This window comes from Rhizobium sp. BK316, assembly GCF_014193695.1.
Lineage (GTDB): Bacteria > Pseudomonadota > Alphaproteobacteria > Rhizobiales > Rhizobiaceae > Rhizobium.
Genome location: NZ_JACHZR010000003.1, coordinates 449,283 through 468,215, shown reverse-complemented (window position 1 = coordinate 468,215; position 18,933 = coordinate 449,283). Strand labels below are relative to the sequence as shown.

18 protein-coding genes and 1 pseudogene are annotated in these 18,933 nt (G+C 60.3%); 14 read left to right on the top strand and 5 right to left on the bottom strand.

Features of this window, described 5'->3' with window-relative positions; genetic code table 11:
- Positions 1-69: 69 nt before the first annotated feature.
- Complete coding sequence (locus FHT87_RS16390; RefSeq protein ID WP_183731417.1) at positions 70-558, bottom strand: DUF2306 domain-containing protein; 489 nt, start codon at positions 556-558, stop codon at positions 70-72.
- 86 nt (positions 559-644) lie between these two features.
- Between FHT87_RS16390 and FHT87_RS16385 the strand changes: the two genes are divergently transcribed.
- The 7 genes from FHT87_RS16385 to FHT87_RS16355 all read left to right on the top strand — a co-directional run bounded on the left by FHT87_RS16385 (position 645) and on the right by FHT87_RS16355 (position 9,416).
- The gene (locus FHT87_RS16385; protein WP_183731419.1) at positions 645-1,415 is read left to right on the top strand and encodes a LytTR family DNA-binding domain-containing protein; all 771 of its coding nucleotides are present in this window, start codon (positions 645-647) and stop codon (positions 1,413-1,415) included.
- A gap of 77 nt (positions 1,416-1,492) precedes the next feature.
- Complete coding sequence (locus tag FHT87_RS16380) at positions 1,493-2,521, top strand: zinc-dependent alcohol dehydrogenase family protein (protein ID WP_183732743.1); 1,029 nt, start codon at positions 1,493-1,495, stop codon at positions 2,519-2,521.
- A 173-nt stretch (positions 2,522-2,694) separates the two neighbouring features.
- A complete protein-coding gene (gene carB, locus FHT87_RS16375) occupies positions 2,695-6,180 on the top strand; it encodes a carbamoyl-phosphate synthase large subunit (protein WP_183803249.1) in 3,486 nt (1,161 codons plus the stop codon).
- 122 nt (positions 6,181-6,302) lie between these two features.
- The gene (locus tag FHT87_RS16370) at positions 6,303-7,493 is read left to right on the top strand and encodes a DUF2235 domain-containing protein (RefSeq protein WP_183803247.1); all 1,191 of its coding nucleotides are present in this window, start codon (positions 6,303-6,305) and stop codon (positions 7,491-7,493) included.
- Between the two features lie 29 nt (positions 7,494-7,522).
- Positions 7,523-7,756, top strand: a complete 234-nt coding sequence (locus FHT87_RS16365) for a hypothetical protein (protein WP_183732830.1) — start codon at positions 7,523-7,525, stop codon at positions 7,754-7,756.
- Positions 7,757-7,858: 102 nt separating this feature from the next.
- Positions 7,859-8,335: a transcription elongation factor GreA gene (greA, locus tag FHT87_RS16360; protein ID WP_183731439.1), complete on the top strand. Its 477-nt coding sequence runs from the start codon at positions 7,859-7,861 to the stop codon at positions 8,333-8,335.
- A gap of 31 nt (positions 8,336-8,366) precedes the next feature.
- Positions 8,367-9,416 carry a glycosyltransferase family 4 protein gene (locus FHT87_RS16355; RefSeq protein ID WP_183803245.1) on the top strand — a complete coding sequence of 350 codons (1,050 nt, stop codon included), beginning with the start codon at positions 8,367-8,369 and terminating at the stop codon, positions 9,414-9,416.
- 160 nt (positions 9,417-9,576) lie between these two features.
- On the opposite strand, the gene FHT87_RS16350 is transcribed toward FHT87_RS16355, so the two are convergent.
- Positions 9,577-10,044: a winged helix-turn-helix transcriptional regulator gene (locus tag FHT87_RS16350; RefSeq protein WP_007824299.1), complete on the bottom strand. Its 468-nt coding sequence runs from the start codon at positions 10,042-10,044 to the stop codon at positions 9,577-9,579.
- 230 nt (positions 10,045-10,274) lie between these two features.
- Here FHT87_RS16350 and trxB point away from each other — a divergent pair, with 230 nt between their 5' ends.
- Together trxB and FHT87_RS16340 are read left to right on the top strand one after the other, a co-directional pair.
- A complete protein-coding gene (gene trxB / locus FHT87_RS16345) occupies positions 10,275-11,249 on the top strand; it encodes a thioredoxin-disulfide reductase (RefSeq protein WP_183803242.1) in 975 nt (324 codons plus the stop codon).
- A gap of 22 nt (positions 11,250-11,271) precedes the next feature.
- Positions 11,272-12,168 (top strand): LysR family transcriptional regulator VtlR, encoded by an 897-nt coding sequence (locus FHT87_RS16340; protein ID WP_183731448.1) that lies wholly within the window; start codon positions 11,272-11,274, stop codon positions 12,166-12,168.
- A 28-nt stretch (positions 12,169-12,196) separates the two neighbouring features.
- On the opposite strand, the gene FHT87_RS16335 is transcribed toward FHT87_RS16340, so the two are convergent.
- Positions 12,197-12,589 (bottom strand): hypothetical protein, encoded by a 393-nt coding sequence (locus tag FHT87_RS16335; RefSeq protein WP_183803240.1) that lies wholly within the window; start codon positions 12,587-12,589, stop codon positions 12,197-12,199.
- A 154-nt stretch (positions 12,590-12,743) separates the two neighbouring features.
- Between FHT87_RS16335 and FHT87_RS16330 the strand changes: the two genes are divergently transcribed.
- The 3 genes and pseudogenes from FHT87_RS16330 (at position 12,744) to FHT87_RS16320 (ending at position 15,237) form a co-directional block, all read left to right on the top strand.
- A complete protein-coding gene (locus FHT87_RS16330; RefSeq protein ID WP_113325116.1) occupies positions 12,744-13,037 on the top strand; it encodes a metalloregulator ArsR/SmtB family transcription factor in 294 nt (97 codons plus the stop codon).
- 99 nt (positions 13,038-13,136) lie between these two features.
- On the top strand, positions 13,137-14,261 hold the full coding sequence (locus FHT87_RS16325; protein ID WP_183803238.1) for an alkene reductase: 1,125 nt from the start codon (positions 13,137-13,139) through the stop codon (positions 14,259-14,261).
- Positions 14,262-14,440: 179 nt separating this feature from the next.
- Positions 14,441-15,237 (top strand): annotated as a pseudogene (locus tag FHT87_RS16320) (aminoglycoside phosphotransferase family protein).
- Here FHT87_RS16320 and FHT87_RS16315 read toward each other — a convergent pair.
- Positions 15,234-16,253 (bottom strand): NAD(P)H-binding protein, encoded by a 1,020-nt coding sequence (locus tag FHT87_RS16315; protein WP_183803236.1) that lies wholly within the window; start codon positions 16,251-16,253, stop codon positions 15,234-15,236. The pseudogene FHT87_RS16320 and the gene FHT87_RS16315 overlap by 4 nt on opposite strands.
- Positions 16,254-16,342: 89 nt before the next feature.
- On the opposite strand from FHT87_RS16315, the gene FHT87_RS16310 reads away from it, so the two are divergent.
- Entirely contained in the window at positions 16,343-17,251 is a 909-nt protein-coding gene (locus FHT87_RS16310; RefSeq protein ID WP_183803234.1) for a LysR family transcriptional regulator, read from the top strand.
- Between the two features lie 35 nt (positions 17,252-17,286).
- Here the strand turns inward: FHT87_RS16310 and FHT87_RS16305 are convergent, their stop codons facing one another.
- On the bottom strand, positions 17,287-17,568 hold the full coding sequence (locus FHT87_RS16305) for a DUF2188 domain-containing protein (RefSeq protein WP_007824317.1): 282 nt from the start codon (positions 17,566-17,568) through the stop codon (positions 17,287-17,289).
- Positions 17,569-17,805: 237 nt separating this feature from the next.
- Between FHT87_RS16305 and FHT87_RS16300 the strand changes: the two genes are divergently transcribed.
- Positions 17,806-18,900: a calcium:proton antiporter gene (locus FHT87_RS16300; RefSeq protein ID WP_183731462.1), complete on the top strand. Its 1,095-nt coding sequence runs from the start codon at positions 17,806-17,808 to the stop codon at positions 18,898-18,900.
- Positions 18,901-18,933 lie beyond the last annotated feature (33 nt).

Here is an 18,933-nt window from a genome sequence, read left to right as displayed (position 1 = left end):
CGATGCGCCCGTGCATGCTCTCAGGAGTCAGTTATATATCCGGTGCGAAGGCAAATTCCAGCCGCCTCATCACGCCGCCCGGCTGCGGCGCGGCCGAAATCGGATGGCGCCAACGATCGCAGCGGCGACCAGCCCGAGCATCGCTGCGGCCAGCCAGCTGTTGCCGGAGAAGGCGACGGCACTCATCAACCGGCCCGGTAGCAGCGTGGCAAGGCCAGCAACGACGATGCCGCCGAAATACATGCCGAGCACTGCCCGCTTGTGACCGCGGATATCGTGCCGCCGCGCAGCCACTATGGCCCGCCAGCTTCCAGCCAGCACCGCGATGGAAAGAAGGTGGATCGGACTGAAGCCATAAAACAGATTGATCTGGTGAATGAAGAAGCTCGAGAGCGCCGTCATGACCATCAGCGCCATCCAGATCTTGCCGAGTAGCCGGTGCCTTGGCGTGCCCTTCGGCCGGGCGATCAGATAGGCGCCAAGGATTGCTGCCGGGATAACGGCGAGGACGTGGATCCGAATGGCAAAAGGTGCATTGAACAGTGGCTCGAGGGTCATGGTCGGCTCCGGTTGAAATCGCCCCTTGTTTCCGGCATGACTGCATTTCCTCTCAACAAAGATGGCGTAAACGGCGAGGAAACTTCGTGGATCACCCATCCTTGCAATCCACGCTTCGCGAATTGCAGCTCTTCTGGCGCTCTTCGCGCTTCTGGGGAACTTTCCTCGCCGTTGTCCTGATCTTTGTAGTGACCGGTCCCTACGGTACGATGGACAGCATGCCGGCCGGTAAGCGCCTCGCCTATTGGCTGATCCTGCATGCCGTCGCATGGTCGATCGCCATCCTGTTTTCGGTGCTGGCCGACGGCCTGCTGCGCAAGGTGCTGAACCGGATGTTCTGGCGCATGATGATCGGCTCGCTGATCGCAGCCCTGCCGATCGGCTTTGCGATCGGTCTCGTCGACTATGCCTTCATCGGCGATCCGGTCTCGCTTGGGAGCGGCCTCTACAGGGCCGTCTTCGCGCTGCCGCTCTGTGCACTCTTCTGCTTCCTGACCTATCTCACGATGCATCGCCAGATCGAACAGGCAACAGCAGAGATACCCCCATCAACATCGATCCTCGACCGGCTGAAGCCGCACAATCGCGGCGCCTTGCTGCGCCTTTCCGTGCAGGATCATTATACCGAGGTCGTCACCAGCCGCGGCCGCGAACTGGTGCTGCTGCGCTTTTCCGATGCGCTCCGGGAGATCGGCGCAACGCCGGGACTTCAGGTGCATAGGTCGCATTGGGTGGCGGACGCTCATGTCGAAGCCCTGAAACGCGACAACGGCAAGATCCTCATCCTCACCCGCGACGGCACGCAGGTCCCGGTCAGTCGCAGTTTTGCCGAGGAAGCACGCCGCCGCTTCGGCTGAAGAAATGCCGGTAAATGCTTGACGCGACTCCCGCTTTCCCGCTTCCTGATGGCGAGGAGACTTGGAGGATCATGCCGATGAAAGCCGTGCGCCTGGAAGCGACGGGAAAACTGTTCCTGCGCGAGGTCGAAAAGCCCATTCCCGGACCGGACGACCTGCTTGTCCGCATCGAAGCCTGCGGCATCTGCGGCACCGACCGGCATCTGTTCCTCGGCGAATTCCCTTCCCATCCACCGGTGACGCTCGGCCACGAATTTACCGGCATCATCGAAGCCGTCGGCCCCGACGTCATCGGCTTTCGTCCCGGCATGCGTGTGACGGGTGATCCCAACATCGCCTGCGGCCGCTGTGAGCAATGCCACGATGGCCGCGTCAATCTCTGCCGGAACCTGCAGGCGATCGGCATCCACCACGATGGTGGTTTTGCCGATTATGTCATCCTCCCGCAGAAACAGGCTTTTGAACTGCCGCTCGAGCTCGATGCGCTGCACGGCGCCTTTTGCGAGCCGCTCGCCTGCTGCCTGCACGGCGTCGATCTCGCCAATATAAAGACCGGCACCTCCGTCATCGTGCTCGGCGGCGGGGTGATCGGCCTGCTGACCATCCAGCTTGCCCGGCTTGCCGGCGCGACACGTATTCTCCTTGTCACCCGCAATGCCGAAAAACGGGTACTTGCCGAAAGCCTCGGTGCCACAGCCACCTTCGATCCGTCACGGGCGGATGTCGTCAGCGGAATCACCGGCGCGGATGGATTGCTGCCCGGCGGCACCGATATCGTCTTCGAATGCGCCGGCGTGCCGGAAACCATGGTGCAGGCGCCGAAACTTGCCAAACGCGGCGGTACTGCCGTCATCCTCGGCGTCATGCCGCAAGGCGCAAGAATCGAGATCGAACCCTTCGACCTGCTGTTTCGCGAGGTGAACCTCGTCAGTTCCTTCCTCAACCCGTTCACCCATCAGCGCGCCGTCGATCTCATTGCCTCGGGTGCGATCAAGGTTGGGCCACTGATCTCCCGCCGGATCACGCTCGAACAGACACCGGAAGCGATCGCCAATCCTGCTTTTGGGGGCGAGATTCGCACGCTTGTGATACCTGCCAGGCGATAGGCTTCCAAAGGCCGGTCCGAATTCCTGTCGATTCCGTGATTTATGGGGTTCCGTTTGCAAAAACATTTGCCTATAAGCCGCTTCTAGCCTGAAAAGACCCTCAATGCGCGACCCGACCCGGTGCCCTCCCACCCTGGCCGGCTTTTTGCGCAGCCAGACAATGGATATCGCCCATGCCGAAGCGCCAAGACATCAAATCGATCCTCATCATCGGCGCGGGACCGATCGTCATTGGCCAGGCTTGCGAATTCGACTATTCCGGTACCCAGGCCTGCAAGGCGCTGAAGGAGGAAGGCTACCGCGTCATCCTCGTCAACTCCAACCCGGCAACGATCATGACCGATCCGGGCCTAGCCGACGCAACTTACGTCGAACCGATCACTCCTGAAGTCGTCGCCAAGATCATCGCCAAGGAGCGCCCGGACGCGCTGCTGCCGACCATGGGCGGCCAGACGGCGCTGAACACCGCCCTCTCCCTGAAGCGCATGGGCGTGCTCGACCGCTACAATGTCGAGATGATCGGCGCCAAGCCCGCCGCCATCGACAAGGCCGAGGACCGCGCCCTCTTCCGCGAGGCGATGGCGAAGATCGGTCTCGAAACCCCGCGCTCGATGCTGGCAAACGCCACCGACATCAAGGATGCCGACCGCAAGACGCACGAGGCCGAACGCGCCAAGCTGCGCGAAAGCCTCTCCGGCCCTGAGCTCGACAAGGCGCTCGATGAGCTCGAAAACCAGTGGAACCTCGGCGAGAGCGACCGCAAGCAACGCTACATGAACCACGCCATGGCAATCGCCGCCCAAGCGCTCGACCATGTCGGCCTGCCGGCCATCATCCGTCCGTCCTTCACGCTCGGCGGCACCGGCGGGGGCATTGCCTACAATCGCTCGGAGTTCTTCGACATCGTCGGCGGCGGTCTGGATGCCTCGCCGACCACGGAAGTGCTGATCGAAGAATCCGTTCTCGGCTGGAAGGAGTATGAGATGGAGGTCGTCCGCGACAAGGCGGACAACTGCATCATTATCTGCTCCATCGAAAACATCGATCCGATGGGTGTCCACACCGGCGACTCGATCACCGTCGCCCCGGCGCTGACGCTGACGGACAAGGAATACCAGATCATGCGCAACGCCTCGATTGCGGTGCTGCGCGAGATCGGCGTCGAGACCGGCGGCTCGAACGTGCAGTTCGCTGTCAACCCGAAGGACGGTCGCCTCGTCGTCATCGAAATGAACCCGCGCGTCTCGCGCTCGTCTGCGCTCGCCTCCAAGGCCACCGGCTTCCCGATCGCCAAGATCGCCGCCAAGCTCGCCATCGGCTACACGCTCGACGAACTTGAAAACGACATTACCGGCGGCGCAACGCCCGCCTCGTTCGAACCGTCGATCGACTATGTCGTCACCAAGATCCCGCGTTTCGCCTTCGAAAAATTCCCTGGCGCCTCACCGGTCCTGACCACGGCCATGAAGTCGGTCGGCGAAGTCATGGCGATCGGCCGCACCTTCGCCGAATCGCTGCAGAAGGCGCTGCGCGGCCTCGAAACTGGCCTGACCGGCCTCGACGAAATCGAAATCCCCGACTCCGAAGAAGGCGAATCCAGCCACAACGCCATCCGCGCCGCGATCGGCACGCCGACGCCGGACCGCCTGCGCATGGTTGCCCAGGCGCTGCGCATGGGTCTCAGCATCGAAGAGGTGCACGAAGGCTGTAAGATCGACCCATGGTTTATCGCCCAGCTCAAGAACATCGTCGACATGGAAGCCCGCATTCGCGAGCACGGCCTGCCTGACGATGCGACGAACCTGCGCATGCTGAAGGCCATGGGCTTCTCCGACGCCCGCCTTGCAACACTGACGGGCAAGCGCCCGAAGGAAGTGGCCGAACTGCGCAACAGCCTGAACGTCCGCCCGGTCTTCAAGCGCATCGACACCTCCGCAGCCGAGTTCGCCTCGCCGACTGCTTACATGTACTCGACCTATGAGACGCCCTTCGTCGGCGCTGCACGCTCTGAAGCTCTCGTGTCCGACCGCAAGAAGGTCGTCATCCTCGGCGGTGGTCCGAACCGTATCGGCCAAGGTATCGAATTCGACTATTGCTGCTGCCATGCCGCCTTCGCGCTGAAGGATGCCGGCTATGAAGCGATCATGATCAACTGCAACCCGGAAACGGTCTCGACCGATTACGACACCTCCGATCGCCTCTATTTCGAGCCGCTGACGGCCGAAGACGTGATCGAAATCCTGCGCGCTGAGCAGGAAAAGGGCGAAGTGGTCGGTGTCATCGTCCAGTTCGGCGGCCAGACCCCGCTGAAGCTTGCAGAAGCCCTGGAAAAGAACGGCATCCCGATCCTCGGCACCGCGCCCGATATGATCGACCTCGCCGAAGACCGCGACCGCTTCCAGAAGCTTCTGATGAAGCTCGACCTCAACCAGCCGAACAACGGCATCGCCTACTCGGTCGAGCAGGCCCGCCTCGTCGCGGCTGAAATCGGCTTCCCGCTGGTCGTTCGCCCGTCCTACGTGCTCGGCGGCCGCGCCATGCAGATCATCCATGCCGAGAGCCAGCTGCAGACCTACCTGCTCGATACGGTTCCGGAACTGGTGCCCGAGGATATCAAGGCGCGCTATCCGAACGACAAGACCGGCCAGATCAACACCCTGCTAGGCAAGAACCCGCTGCTCTTCGACAGCTACCTGACCAATGCCATCGAAGTCGATGTCGACTGCCTCTCCGACGGCACCGACGTCTATGTCGCCGGCATCATGGAACATATCGAAGAGGCCGGCATCCATTCGGGCGATAGCGCCTGCTCGCTGCCACCGCGCACGCTTTCGCGCGAAATGCTCGATGAGCTGGAACGCCAGGCCAAGGCTATGGCGAAGGCGCTGAATGTCGGCGGCCTGATGAACGTCCAGTTCGCCATCAAGGACGACACCGTCTACGTGCTGGAAGTCAATCCCCGCGCCTCGCGCACGGTACCCTTCGTCGCCAAGACCATCGGCGCGCCGATCGCCAAGATCGCCGCCCGCGTCATGGCCGGCGAGAAGCTGGATGCGACCTTCGCAGCCTATGGCGAGAAGCCCGATCCGCGTGCGCTCAAGCACATCGCCGTCAAGGAAGCCGTCTTCCCCTTCGCCCGCTTCCCCGGCGTCGATACGCTGCTCGGACCGGAAATGCGCTCGACCGGCGAAGTCATCGGCCTCGACAGTGATTTCGCGCTGGCCTTCGCCAAGTCGCAGCTCGGCGCCGGTGTCGAACTGCCGCGTGAAGGCACGGTCTTCGTGTCCGTCCGCGATGCCGACAAGGCCCGCGTCCTGCCAGCGATCCGCATCCTGGTGGAACAGGGCTTCAAAGTGCTGGCAACCGGCGGCACCGCCCGTTTCCTCGGCGAAAACGGTATCGAAGCGACCAAGATCAACAAGGTTCTCGAGGGGCGTCCGCACATCGAGGATGCCATCCGCAACCGCCAGGTCCAGCTCGTCATCAACACGACTGACGGCAACAAGGCGATTTCGGATTCGAAGTCGCTGCGCCGCGCCACGCTGATGCAGAAGGTGCCTTACTATACGACGATGGCCGGCGCCGAAGCCGCCGCTCAGGCGATCAAGGCGCTCAAGGCCGGCAATCTCGAAGTCCGCCCGCTGCAGAGCTACTTCTGATCCCGCGAAGAGGCGCCTTGCCTCTTCGCGCTCACCTCCCCCATCCGGCAAAACTGCGACCCAAAATTGCAGATATGGATACTTGGTGTTAGCCTGCTCCCCGGCCGTATCGGGGAAGCAGCATGTCGAAGAACATCGTCATTCTGTTCGACGGCACGTCGAACGAGATAACTGCAGACCGCACCAATATTTTGCGTCTGTTCGGAACGCTGAAGCGCTCCGACGATCAGATCGTCTACTACGACCCCGGCGTCGGCACGCTGGGTGCAGCAGATGCCTGGTCGCCCTTCTACCGCGAGTCGATCGAGGTCTGGGGCCTTGCCACTGGTTGGGGTCTCGATGAAAACGTCAAAGGCGCCTACCGCTTCCTCGTCGAAAATTACGATGCCGGCTCACCCGACGATCATGGAGGCCATCCCGACCGAGATCGCATCTATATTTTCGGCTTCAGCCGCGGCGCCTATACGGCCCGCGTTCTTGCAGGTTTCATTCATGCCTTTGGGCTGTGCAGCAGATATCACCTGAACCTGCTCGATTACGCCTACAGAACCTACAAGGGCATTCCCGAACAGGAGCAGCGCGCCGATGGAGGCGATCCCTCATCGGCCTTCAAGAGCATGCGGCTCTATGAGCGCATGCTGCGCAACGACCGCCCGCCGATCAAGCTGCTCGGCCTCTTCGATACGGTTGCTTCGGTCATCGAAAAGGGCAAAGGGCGCATTCAGTTCAAGACGCATCCTTTCACCCGCAAGAATCCCAGCGTCGAATTTGTGCGCCACGCAATGGCAATCGACGAGCGGAGAACCATGTTCCAGCCGGAAGTATGGACGCCGGATCAGGACTATCGCGGCAATCCCTTCAAGCCCGCGACCACAAAACAGGACTTCAAGGAGGTCTGGTTTGCCGGTGTCCACGGCGATATCGGCGGCGGTTACCCGGAGGCGGAGAGCGCCCAGATCAAGATACCGCTCGACTGGATGATCCGCGAAACTGGACCTGCAGGCCTGCTCTACGTTTCGCGGACGATCAACAACATCGTCCTTGGCAAGAGCGACAAGTACTATGTCGAGCTCAATGCGGCCGCACCGCTGCATGACTCAATGAGCGCAGGCTGGAAACTGCTCGAATATATTCCGCGGCGCGTGCCGGAAAATTCCTGGCGCAAGCGAGGCGACAGAAGGGGCATCTATCTGCCCCGCGAAGACAGGCGTTTCATCCCCGATGGCGCAAACCTGCATGAATCCGTGAGGGTGCGCATGGTGACCGGATATAATCCGCCGAACCTGCCGAAAGATCCGGTCTTTGTCCCCTGACACGGGCACTGGAGGTTACCGAATCCCGTTTGCCCCTGCCGCCGACGGCGCGGGAAGCATCATATTTAGCGGCATCGGAGAGGATCGCCAACCGTTCTCTAAGTGATTTCTTCATCAGCATGTTCACCAAATATTCATGGCGGCAAAATCAAGGCCAAGAAGCGGGCCTTCATGCAACTTCCCTTCAAAAGCAGGCACTTCTGCGGGAAGCAAAAAGCGCCGATACGAATTTTATGGAAATGGCGCGTGTCGATCTGCTATAAGCAACGAACTAAGATTGTAACATGGTTCCGAAGTTCCCCTTCGGGACCTGTTTTCTTTTGTGTCTGCGCGAACTGTAGATGCAGGGAGAGAAGGACGAAAAAATGGTTGATAAGGTACCGATGACACAGGGTGGTTTCGTCAAGCTGCAGGAAGAACTGCGCTGGCGTCAGCAGGAGGAGCGCCCGCGAATCATCGAGGCAATTGCGGAAGCGCGCGCCCATGGCGACCTCTCCGAAAATGCCGAGTACCATGCCGCCAAGGAAGCGCAGAGCCACAATGAAGGCCGCATTACCGAGCTCGAAGACCTGACGGCGCGTGCCGAAATCATCGACCTCTCCAAGATGTCGGGCGACAAGATCAAGTTCGGCGCCAAGGTGAAGCTCATCGACGAGGACACCGAAGAGGAAAAGACCTATCAGATCGTCGGCGATCAGGAAGCCGACGTGAAGCAGGGCCGCATCTCCATCTCCTCCCCGATCGCCCGCGCGCTGATCGGCAAGGAAGTCGGCGATTCCATCGAAGTCAACGCGCCCGGCGGTTCGAAAGCCTACGAAATCCTTTCCGTTTCCTGGGGTTGATCGCCTTCGCCTCTCTCAACAAGAGCAGCCAGTGCCGGATATCAGTGACGTCGAGATCATCGCGCCCAACCTGAAACGCCGGCTCTCCGGCGTCACGTCGACGATCGTCCAGCTCATCCCTTGCCAGATCCGGCTGGGGATCAGGATCGCCGCACTCGGCCCCGGCCTGCCGCCGGAACTTCCCCGTTTGAAATGGCCGCAGCTTGCCGGCCTCTGGCGTCCGCCGGCCGGCCGGCGCCGCCGCATCTGGCACGCGCGCCGCAACAATGAGATGGCGGCGGGCATCCTCATGCGCCACGTGCTGCGCATGCCGCTGAAGCTCGTCTTCACCTCGGCCGCCCAGCGCCGCCATACTTCCTATACGCGCTGGCTGATCCGCCAGATGGATGCTGTCATCGCCACCAGCAGCCGTTCCGGCTCCTTCCTCAAGGTACCGCACACGGTCATCCAGCACGGCGTCGATCTTACCCTCTTCCACCCGCCTGAAGGGTCTGACGATACGATCGCTGCTACCGGCCTGCCGGGCCGCTATCTCGTCGGCTGCTTCGGCCGCGTGCGCCATCAAAAGGGTACCGACCTTTTCGTCCAGGCGATGATCGCACTGCTGCCGCAGCATCCGGACTGGACGGCCGTCATTTCCGGCCGCGTCACGCCGGAGCATACGGCATTCGCCGACAAGCTGAAGGCCGACATTTCCGCAGCCGGCCTCACCAACCGCATCGTCTTCATCGGCGAAGTCCCTGATATCAAAGTCTGGTATCGCCGCCTGACGCTCTACGTCGCCCCTTCCCGCAACGAGGGCTTCGGCCTCACACCGCTGGAAGCCATGGCCTCGAAAACGGCAGTCGTGGCATCCGATGCCGGCGCTTATGCCGAGATGATCGTGCCGGGCGAGAACGGCGTCGTCGTGCCGCCCGGTGATGGCGAGGCGCTGATGGCAGCCATCGCCACCTATCTTGCCGATCCCGCCCTCGCCATCGCACAGGGCGAGACGGCTCTCCGGCACGTACGGGAAAATTTCGCACTGGAAAAGGAAGCGACGGCGATCAACCGAATTTACCAGCAACTTCTCGGCGCGTAAGCCTTTCGTCAGACGCATGGACATCTGCAATATTGGCCGCGCGAATGGTGCGTAAGCTTCAAGAATGCCTGCGCGCCGCGCCATTTCAAGAGCTTCTGGCGCGATCCCGAGCTGCCGCCGGAGGCCACGGGCTCAGCAAGGCCTGGCGCGGCTAGCTAGATTACAGTTCTACCAGCCCGAGCTTCTTCACCTGCCGGATCGTCAGCATGGTGCGAACGGTATCGACATGCTCGTTGGCCGTCAGCACTTCGATGACGAAATCCTGAAAGCGCGTGAGGTTCTGAGCCACGCAATGCAGCAGGAAATCGCTGTCGCCGGACACCATCCAGGCCTGACGCACCAGCGGCCATTCGGTGGTGGCCGCGGCAAAGGCCTTCAGATTGGCTTCGGACTGGTGCTTGAGGCCGACCATGCAGAAGGCGACGAGATCGAGCCCGAGCTTCGGGCTGTTCAGCATCGCGTGATAGCCTTCGATGACGCCGGCCTCTTCGAGCTTGCGCACACGACGCAGGCAGGGCGGCGCCGATATTCCCACCCGATCGGCAAGCTCCACATTGGTCATGCGGCCGTCTGCCTGCAGTTCTCGCAATATCTTTATGTCGATGACGTCAAGTTCAGCGCGAACCACGCTCAGGCCTTTCTTTAATTCCCCGCGGGCAGCTTCTATATAAAGCCACGGAATACGCAAGAAAGTTTCAGTGAGATGACGGAATCTTGCAAAGCCGGTGCATTTGCCTTGTTGGTAATGCACGGCTGCCCTTGAATAAAAGCATTGGTCGTTCATAAATGGCGATGGGATCGCGAAACGGCCTTATTCACCTCTTAGCCGCCGCATCCTGCCAGTCGAAAGGAAATTCCATGTCTGCCCGCCATACCAAGGTGCTCATCATCGGCTCCGGACCTGCCGGTTATACGGCCGCGGTCTATGCCGCGCGCGCCATGCTGAAACCGGTTTTGATCGCCGGTCTGGAACAGGGTGGACAGCTCATGATCACCACCGACGTCGAGAACTATCCGGGCTTTGCCGATCCGATCCAGGGGCCGTGGCTGATGGACCAGATGTTGCAGCAAGCCCAGCATGTCGGCGCCGAAATCGTCAACGACCTCGTGACCGAAGTCGATCTCAACCAGCGCCCCTTCGTTGCCCGCACCGATAGCGGCCAGGTCTGGACCGCCGATACGCTTGTTATCGCGACCGGCGCCAAGGCCAAATGGCTCGGCATCGAAAGCGAGCAGCATTTCCAGGGCTTCGGCGTCTCGGCCTGCGCCACCTGCGATGGCTTCTTCTATCGCAACAAGGATGTGATCGTGGTCGGCGGCGGCAACAGCGCCGTCGAGGAAGCGCTCTATCTCTCCAACATCGCGAAGTCGGTCACCGTCGTGCACCGCCGCGACGGCTTCCGCGCAGAAAAGATCCTGCAGGAACGTCTCTTTTCCAAGGAGAACGTCAAGGTTCTCTGGAACACCGAGGTCGCCGAGATCACGGGTACGCCGGCAAAGCCCCCCATGCCGCCGTCCGTTTCCGGCGCTCGCCTGCGCGATACCCGCACCGGCGCCATCACCGATGTCGCCATTGATGGTGTCTTCGTGGCAATCGGTCACGCGCCCGCAACCGAACTTTTCAAGGGCAAGCTGAAGCTGAAGGACAATGGCTATCTCTGGACCGCACCGGATTCGACTGCGACCAGCCTGGAGGGAGTCTATGCCGCAGGCGATGTGACGGATGATACGTTCCGCCAGGCGATCACCGCCGCAGGCATGGGATGCATGGCCGCCCTCGAGGCAGAACGTTATCTGACGGGCCATATGCCCGTTGCCGTAGCAGCGGAGTAATTGTGGCATGAGGGGTGGGGGAATGCCATTGGATTGGGACAAGCTGCGTATTTTCCACGCAGCCGCCGAAGCCGGATCTTTTACGCATGCGGCTGACAAGCTGCATCTGTCCCAGTCGGCCATCAGCCGTCAGGTCAGCGCGCTCGAGCAGGATGTGGGCACCAAGCTCTTCCACCGCCATGCGCGCGGCCTGATCCTCACCGAACAGGGCGAGCTGCTTTACCGCACCGCCCATGATGTGCTTCTGAAGCTTGAAACCGTGAAGATGCAGCTGACCGAAACGACGGAAACGCCGTCCGGCAAGTTGCGCGTCACCACGACTGTCGGCCTCGGCCAGGGCTGGCTGACAGACAAGATCCAGGAATTCCTGCAGCTTTATCCCGATGTTCAGATCCAGCTCATCCTCGACAACGAGGAAGTGGATGTGAACATGCGCCATGCCGATTGCGCCATCCGCCTTCGCCAGCCGCAGCAGTCCGACCTGATCCAGCGCAAGCTCTTCACCGTGCATATGCACGTTTATGCGGCCCCCTCCTACATCAACCGCCATGGCGAGCCGCAAAAGATCGAGGATCTGGACAATCATCGCATCATCACTTTCGGCGAACCCGCACCGAACTATCTGCTCGACGTCAACTGGCTGGAAATCGCCGGCCGCTCGTCGGACAACAAGCGCATTCCGCATCTGCAGATCAACAGCCAGACCTCGATCAAGCGCGCTTGCCTTCTCGGCATCGGAATCGCCTGCCTGCCGGATTATATCGTCGGTCGAGACCCCGGCCTGATTCAGCTTGCGATCAATGCCGACGTCCCCTCCTTCGATACCTATTTCTGCTATCCTGACGAGATAAAAAACGCCGCCAAGTTGAAAGCCTTCCGCGATTTCATCGTCAGCAAGGCCCGCAACTGGAACTTCTGATTTCCATTTTTATGGAAGAGATTTCAAATCATGCAACCTGCGCATGACTGACATGCACAAAAAAGGGTTGCCGTTTGCTCATTAAAACACCAAATAGCACACAGCTGATGCACACGGTGGCTTTTCCTCCCAGTTCCACCGCATTAGCTGTTCCCCTCTGGAGGTTTTTGACCTTCACACTTATAAGGGCCCTGGTTTTCCGGTGGCCCTCTTTTTTTGCCCCAATTTTTCTTTTTGCCTGAATTTTTGCCGGCAGATACCGCAATGCGGAAAAATTTGTGCAGTGCATAGCTGACATGCACAAAAAACTATTGAAAGCTGCACAAAGAACCACCATATCGCTCATAGCTGATGCATTTGGTGGTTTCTCTCCCAGTGCCACCGCGTTGGCTGTTCCCCTCTGGAGGTTTTTGACCTTCACACTTATAAGGGCCCTGGTTTTCCAGTGGCCCTCTTTTTTTGCTTAAATTTTAAGCGGAACGAAAAAGCCCTGCCCTCACGCCTCCGTGATTTGCATATCGAGAATCTTCGAACCATATATCGAGAAAATCCGATTTATAGTTCGATGAACGACGATGGACAAAGACGAGATCCTCAAGGCGCTGGCCAACCCTGCCCGGATGGACATCCTCAACTGGCTGAAAAACCCGGAAGAACATTTTCCGACGCAGGAGCACCCATTTGAAATGGGCGTCTGCGCCAGTCAGTTCGAACGCTGCGGCCTTTCCCAGTCCACCGTGTCCGCGCACCTCGGCACCCTTCACCGTGCCGGCCTCGTCACCAGCAAGCGCGTCGGCCAGTGGATCTTCTACAAGCGCAACGAAGAAACGATCGCTGCCTTCCTCCAGCAGCTGACGCAGGATCTGTAAATCATGCCCCTTGCAGCAACTGTTCTCACCTATCTCTCCGGCCGGGCGCAGACCGCCTCCGCTGCCGCCGAGTGATCCCCCAAGCAGAAAGGACCTTTCATGGCCAAGCTTTTCCAGCCGACGCAGATCGGCGATATCGCTCTCAAGAACCATATCGTCATGGCGCCGCTTACCCGCAACCGCTCGCCGGGCGCAATCCCGAACGACCTCAACGTCGAATATTATCGGCAGCGCGCCACGGCCGGCCTCATCATCACCGAGGCGACTGCCATCACGCATCAAGGCCAGGGTTATGCCAATGTTCCCGGCCTCTACAGCAAGGAAGCCCTTGACGGGTGGAAGCGCGTGACGGATGCCGTTCATGCCGAAGGCGGCAAGATTGTTGTGCAGATGTGGCATGTCGGCCGTATCTCCCACACCGAGCTGCAGCCGAACGGCGGCAAGCCGGTCTCCTCGACCAACCGCATCGCCAAGGCCAAGACCTATCTCGTCAAAGCTGACGGCACCGGCGCCTTTACCGACACGTCCGAGCCGCGCGCACTCGAAGCCTCCGAAATCCCTGGGATCATCGAGGATTATCGCAAGGCCGCACGCGCCGCGATCGATGCCGGTTTCGACGGTGTCGAAATCCACGGCGCCAATGGCTATCTGCTCGACCAGTTCATGCGCGACGGCGTCAACGACCGCACCGACGAATATGGCGGCTCGATCGAAAACCGTGCGAGTTTCACCTTCCAGGTCGTCGAAGCCGTGACCAGGGAAATCGGCGCCCGCCGCACCGCAATCCGCATTTCGCCGGTCACCCCCTCGGGCGACTCCTACGATTCCAACCCGCAGGCGCTCTTCACGCATGTCGTTGAAGGTCTCGCCAAGTACGACCTCGCCTATATCCATGTCGTCGAGGGCCAGACCGGTGGCGAGCGCGATTATCGCCAGGGCGACAATCCCTCCTTCGATTACAAGGCGCTGCGCACTGCCTATGAAAAGGCAGGCGGCAAGGCGGCCTGGATGGTCAATAACGGCTACAACAGAGATATGGCGATCGAAACCGTCGAAAACGGCACCGCCGACCTCATCGCCTTCGGCAAACCCTTCATCTCCAATCCCGATCTCGTCGAGCGCCTGGAAAAGAACCTGCCGCTCAACACCCCGGATCAGTCCACCTTCTACGGTGGCAGCGCAAAGGGTTATGTCGATTATCCGGCACTCGAAAAGGTCGCCTGATCATCTTCGACAAACAGAAATCCCGCCGTACGGCGGGATTTCCATTTCAGGGCATTGCCGCTAGAGCGCCGTGCGTCCATTCGGACGCACGAAGGACGCTCTAACTCTTTGAAGAATCTACGCATCAGGCTTTCCGAAAATCGATTCCGATTTTCGGGCCGATGCTGTAGCATGCACGCATGTTCTCGCCTTATCTCGAACGCTGGTCGCTGACATCGGACGGCGAACCCATCATCACCCATTCAAGCCGTCTCCTGCCGGTCATCTGGCAGGACAAACCTGCCATGCTGAAAGTCGCAACCGACAGCAGCGAGCGTGACGGCGCATTGCTGATGAAATGGTGGGATGGCGATGGCGCGGCTCGTGTCTACGCGCATGAAGGCGACGCTGTCCTTCTGGAACGGGCAACGGACAATATTCACTGCTTAATATGGCGCTGAACGGCGAAGACGATGAAGCAAGCCGCATCATGGTGCGCACTGCAGCAAGGCTGCACGCGCCGCGCCCTACGCCTCTTCACGATTCCCCAACGCTTGAGCGCTGGTTCCGCAGTCTGGAACCGGCAGCACATACCTATGGCGGCACCTTTGTCGATTGCTGGAAGATCGCCAGCAATCTACTTGCTGCACCACAGCAGCTCAGCATTCTTCATGGCGACATCCATCACCGCAACATCCTCGATTTCGGTGACCGAGGCTGGCTGGCAATCGATCCCAAGCGGATCTATGGCGAGCGCGGTTACGACTTCGCCAATATCTTCGCCAACGAAGACCTGCCGACGGTGACAGATCCCGAACGCCTCCAACGTCAGTTGCCGATCGTCTCCAAGGAAGCCGATATCGAGCCGGCGCGACTGCTCAAATGGATCGTCGCCTATTCCGGTCTCTCCGCAGCCTGGTTCCTTGAAGATGACGACCATGCCTCGGCGGAGAAGCCTCTGACGGTCGCGCGCATCGCACTCGCGGAACTTGCTTAACCCGCCTTTTTGGCGTGCGAAGGAAGCGCCGTTGCACCATGCGGTTCCGATATCGAGCCCTCGGCGATGAGCGACGCACGCACGGCCTCATCGATCGGCGTATGCGGCTCGGTTCCGAGTTCGGCCACCAGCCTGTCGTTCTTCATGCGCAACGGTACCTTCCAGAGATAGCGCATCTCCTTCAACTCCCGCATGACAGTCATGAAGGGAGCAAGCAGCGGCACAACGAACCATGGAAAGCGGCCGATCTTCGCCTTGCCGCCGGCGACACGTTGAACCGCCTCCGCCATCTGGCGGCCATCGCAATCCCAGAAGCCGTTCATGTGATAGCAGGCGAAGGCCGGCAGGCGTTCGGCTCGCTCGACGAGCTGCACCATCGTCTCGGCAACATCGGGCAGATAGGCCCAATGGTGCCCGACGCCGGGCAATGCCGGGTTCTTGATGGTACCAACAGGCTTGCCCGGTGTGGCGAAAGCGGCGGAGAACCAGCTGTTGCCGGTAGCGCCCGGCCCGAAAAAATCCCCAGCGCGAACGATGATGACACCTGTGCCGGTCTCAGAGGCAGCCTTCAGGCTCTTCTCCATCTCGACACGGATCTTGCCCTTCTTTGTCACCGGATGCTGCGGACTGTCCTCCATCACATCAGGAAAGGCATCTGGCCCGAAATTATAGACGGTACCCGGCAGCAGGATGCGCGCACCGACGGCACGAGCCGCCGCAATCGTATTCTCCAGCATCGGCGGAACCAGCTTCTCCCAGTCACGATAGCCGGGCGGATTGACGGCGTGGACGATAAGGCTCGTGCCCTCCGCAGCACTGCGCACATCGGCCGCGTTCATCGCGTCGCCCTGCACCCACTCGAAACCCTGCTCGCTCCCGGATGCCTTCGCAGCGTTTCGGTTGAGCGCCCTCACCTTCCAGCCCCGCGCCCGCAGCTTGCGGGCGACTGCGCCGCCGATGCCGCCGGTCGCGCCGAGAACGAGCGCCAGTTTCCTGTCCTGATATTCGCTGCTCATGATCGTCTCCTTGTTCAATGAGACGACTATGCCTCCACAGGCAGATAAACAAAATTGACGAAATAAGTTGCATCGCTATACATAAATATATGAACATCGAACCAAGCTGGGACTTCTACCGCTCCTTTCTCACCGTGTTGAGGCAGGGATCGCTTTCGGCCGCCGCCCGCGAACTCGGTCTGACGCAGCCGACGATCGGCCGCCATATCGACGCACTGGAGGAGGCTGTCGGCGCGGAGCTTTTCATCCGCTCATCCAACGGCCTGCTGCCGACAGACGTGGCGCTCGATCTCCAGCCCTATGCCGAAATGCTCGCGACCACGGCTGCTGCCCTCCTGCGCACCGCATCCAGCCAGCGCGACAAGGTGGAAGGCACCGTGCGTATCAGTGCCAGCGAAGTGATCGGCATCGAGGTGCTGCCGCCGATCATTGCCGATCTGCAGGACGCCTATCCCGGATTGCAGGTGGAACTTTCGGCCTCCGATGCGCTGGAAGATCTGATGAACCGGGAGGTGGATATTGCCGTGCGCATGGCCGAGCCGCAGCAGGATGCGCTGCTGGTGCGGCGCATCGGCGATATTCCGCTCGGCTTTCATGCGCATCGCCGCTATCTGGAACGCCACGGCACGCCGCAGACCATGGCCGAGCTTGCCGGCCATCGCCTCATCGGCTTTGACCGGCAGACGGCCTATATCCGCATGATGCGCAAGCTCCACCCGCTGGCCGACGAGCTTGCCTATTCCTTCCGCACCAGCAGCCATCTGGCGCATTACACAGCCATTCGTGCCGGCATCGGCATTGGCATCTGCCAGACGGGGCTTGCCCGTCCAAACCCCGACCTCGTCCATATCATGGCGGATGAATTCGAAATCCCGCTCGGCACATGGGTCGCCATGCACGAGAGCCTCAAGACCTCACCACGCTGTCGCGTTACCTTCGACGCGCTGGTCAGGGGCCTGCTGAACTATATCAAGTCATGCAAGGAAACGCGCGCCTGACGACGCGCTGAAAGACGATAGAAATCGGCGGAAGATCAGGGCTCCGGAGAAACCTCTGGGGAACGGCCCTTGGTAAAGCCGTCCACGACCTCGGTCTCAGGACGATCGCCGCCCTCGGCATATTCCTCGTGCCACTTGCCCTGCGCATCCTGCCAGCTGATCTCCGCGGAATCACCGCCGACCTGCTGTTCGGCTGCAACGATGCGGGCTGCTTCGAGCGCTTCGGAGTGGCTCGGAAATGCCTCGGAATAGACGTCCCCAAGCTTGTAGGCCCAGCCGCCGTCATGCGGTACGACTTCGTAGACCACCTTGACCATGCATGTGTCTCCTCTTTTCTCCTTGCGCATCCGTGGGCTTCCGGATCATGTCCGGTTCAGCGCGGGCCGCTTGAGAAGATTTCGAGGACGCCGCGATCTGTTTTCCGGCTGCCGTATGAAAAGCAGTATTCCATTAATCGTCACAGACTGCAAATTCCATCAGTCGCGAGTCTGCTTGCATAGAAAAATCACCGGCTTAGATTGCCCAGGGAATCAAAATCGGCGCTGGTGATAGACATGGCATTGCATCTTAAGGAGGAAAGATTCCTGATCGTGGCGGTCGTCGTCGCGGTCATCGCCTATTTGCTGGAACATTCTGTTATGGAGGCCGGTCGAGGCATGGCGCTCGTCGCAGCCGCCGCCCTGATCGTAACCATCGTGCTCGCCTCCATGCGCGTCGCCCATCATGCCGAACTGCTGGCCGTCAAGGTCGGCGACCCCTACGGCACGATGATCCTGACACTCTCGGCCGTCGCCGTCGAAGTCATCATCCTCGGCATCATGATAAGCGGCGAAGAAAGCTCGCCGACGCTGGTGCGCGACACGATCTATTCGGCACTCATGCTCGACATCAACGGCGTCCTCGGCCTTGCCGCCCTCCTCGGCGGCCTGAAGCACGGCGAGCAGCCCTATAACGACAATTCCGGCAAGACCTATGGCGTGATGATCCTGACGGCCATGGGCATTTCGATGATCGTTCCGGAATTCGTGCCCGACGATAAATGGCATTATTACTCGGGCTTCACCATCATCGCGATGATTGCCCTCTACGGCCTCTTCCTGCGCATGCAGGTTGGCCAGCACAGCTACTTCTTCTCCTACAGCTACCCGCGCTCAGAACGGCAGAAGGAACATCCCGAGGAGCACGATGAAGAGGGTTCGGTCTCGACCTCGATCGCATTCATCCTCATCGGTGTCGTCATCATCGGTACGCTCGCCGAATTCATGTCAGGTTTTATGAGCGAAGGCCTGCGCGACAGCGGTGCTCCGATTGCCGTAACGGCCATCGTGGTTGCCGCCATCTCCGCAGCACCGGAAATCCTGACGGCCTTGCGGGCGGCCCTGCGCAACCGCATGCAGGCAACCGTCAACATAGCTATGGGTGCCTCTCTCTCGACGGTCATCCTGACAGTGCCGGTCATGGAGGGGATCGCGCTCTACACCGGCCAGCCCTTCATCATGGCCATGTCGCCGGTCCAGACGGTCATGGTGTCGATCACCCTGATTGCCGCTGCCATCAACCTTAACGATGGTGAGACGAACGCCATCGAGGGCATGACCCATTTCATCCTCTTCGCCACCTTCATCATGCTGACCGCGATCGGACTTTGAATCTGAAATCAGCGACTTGGCGGCAAAAGCGGA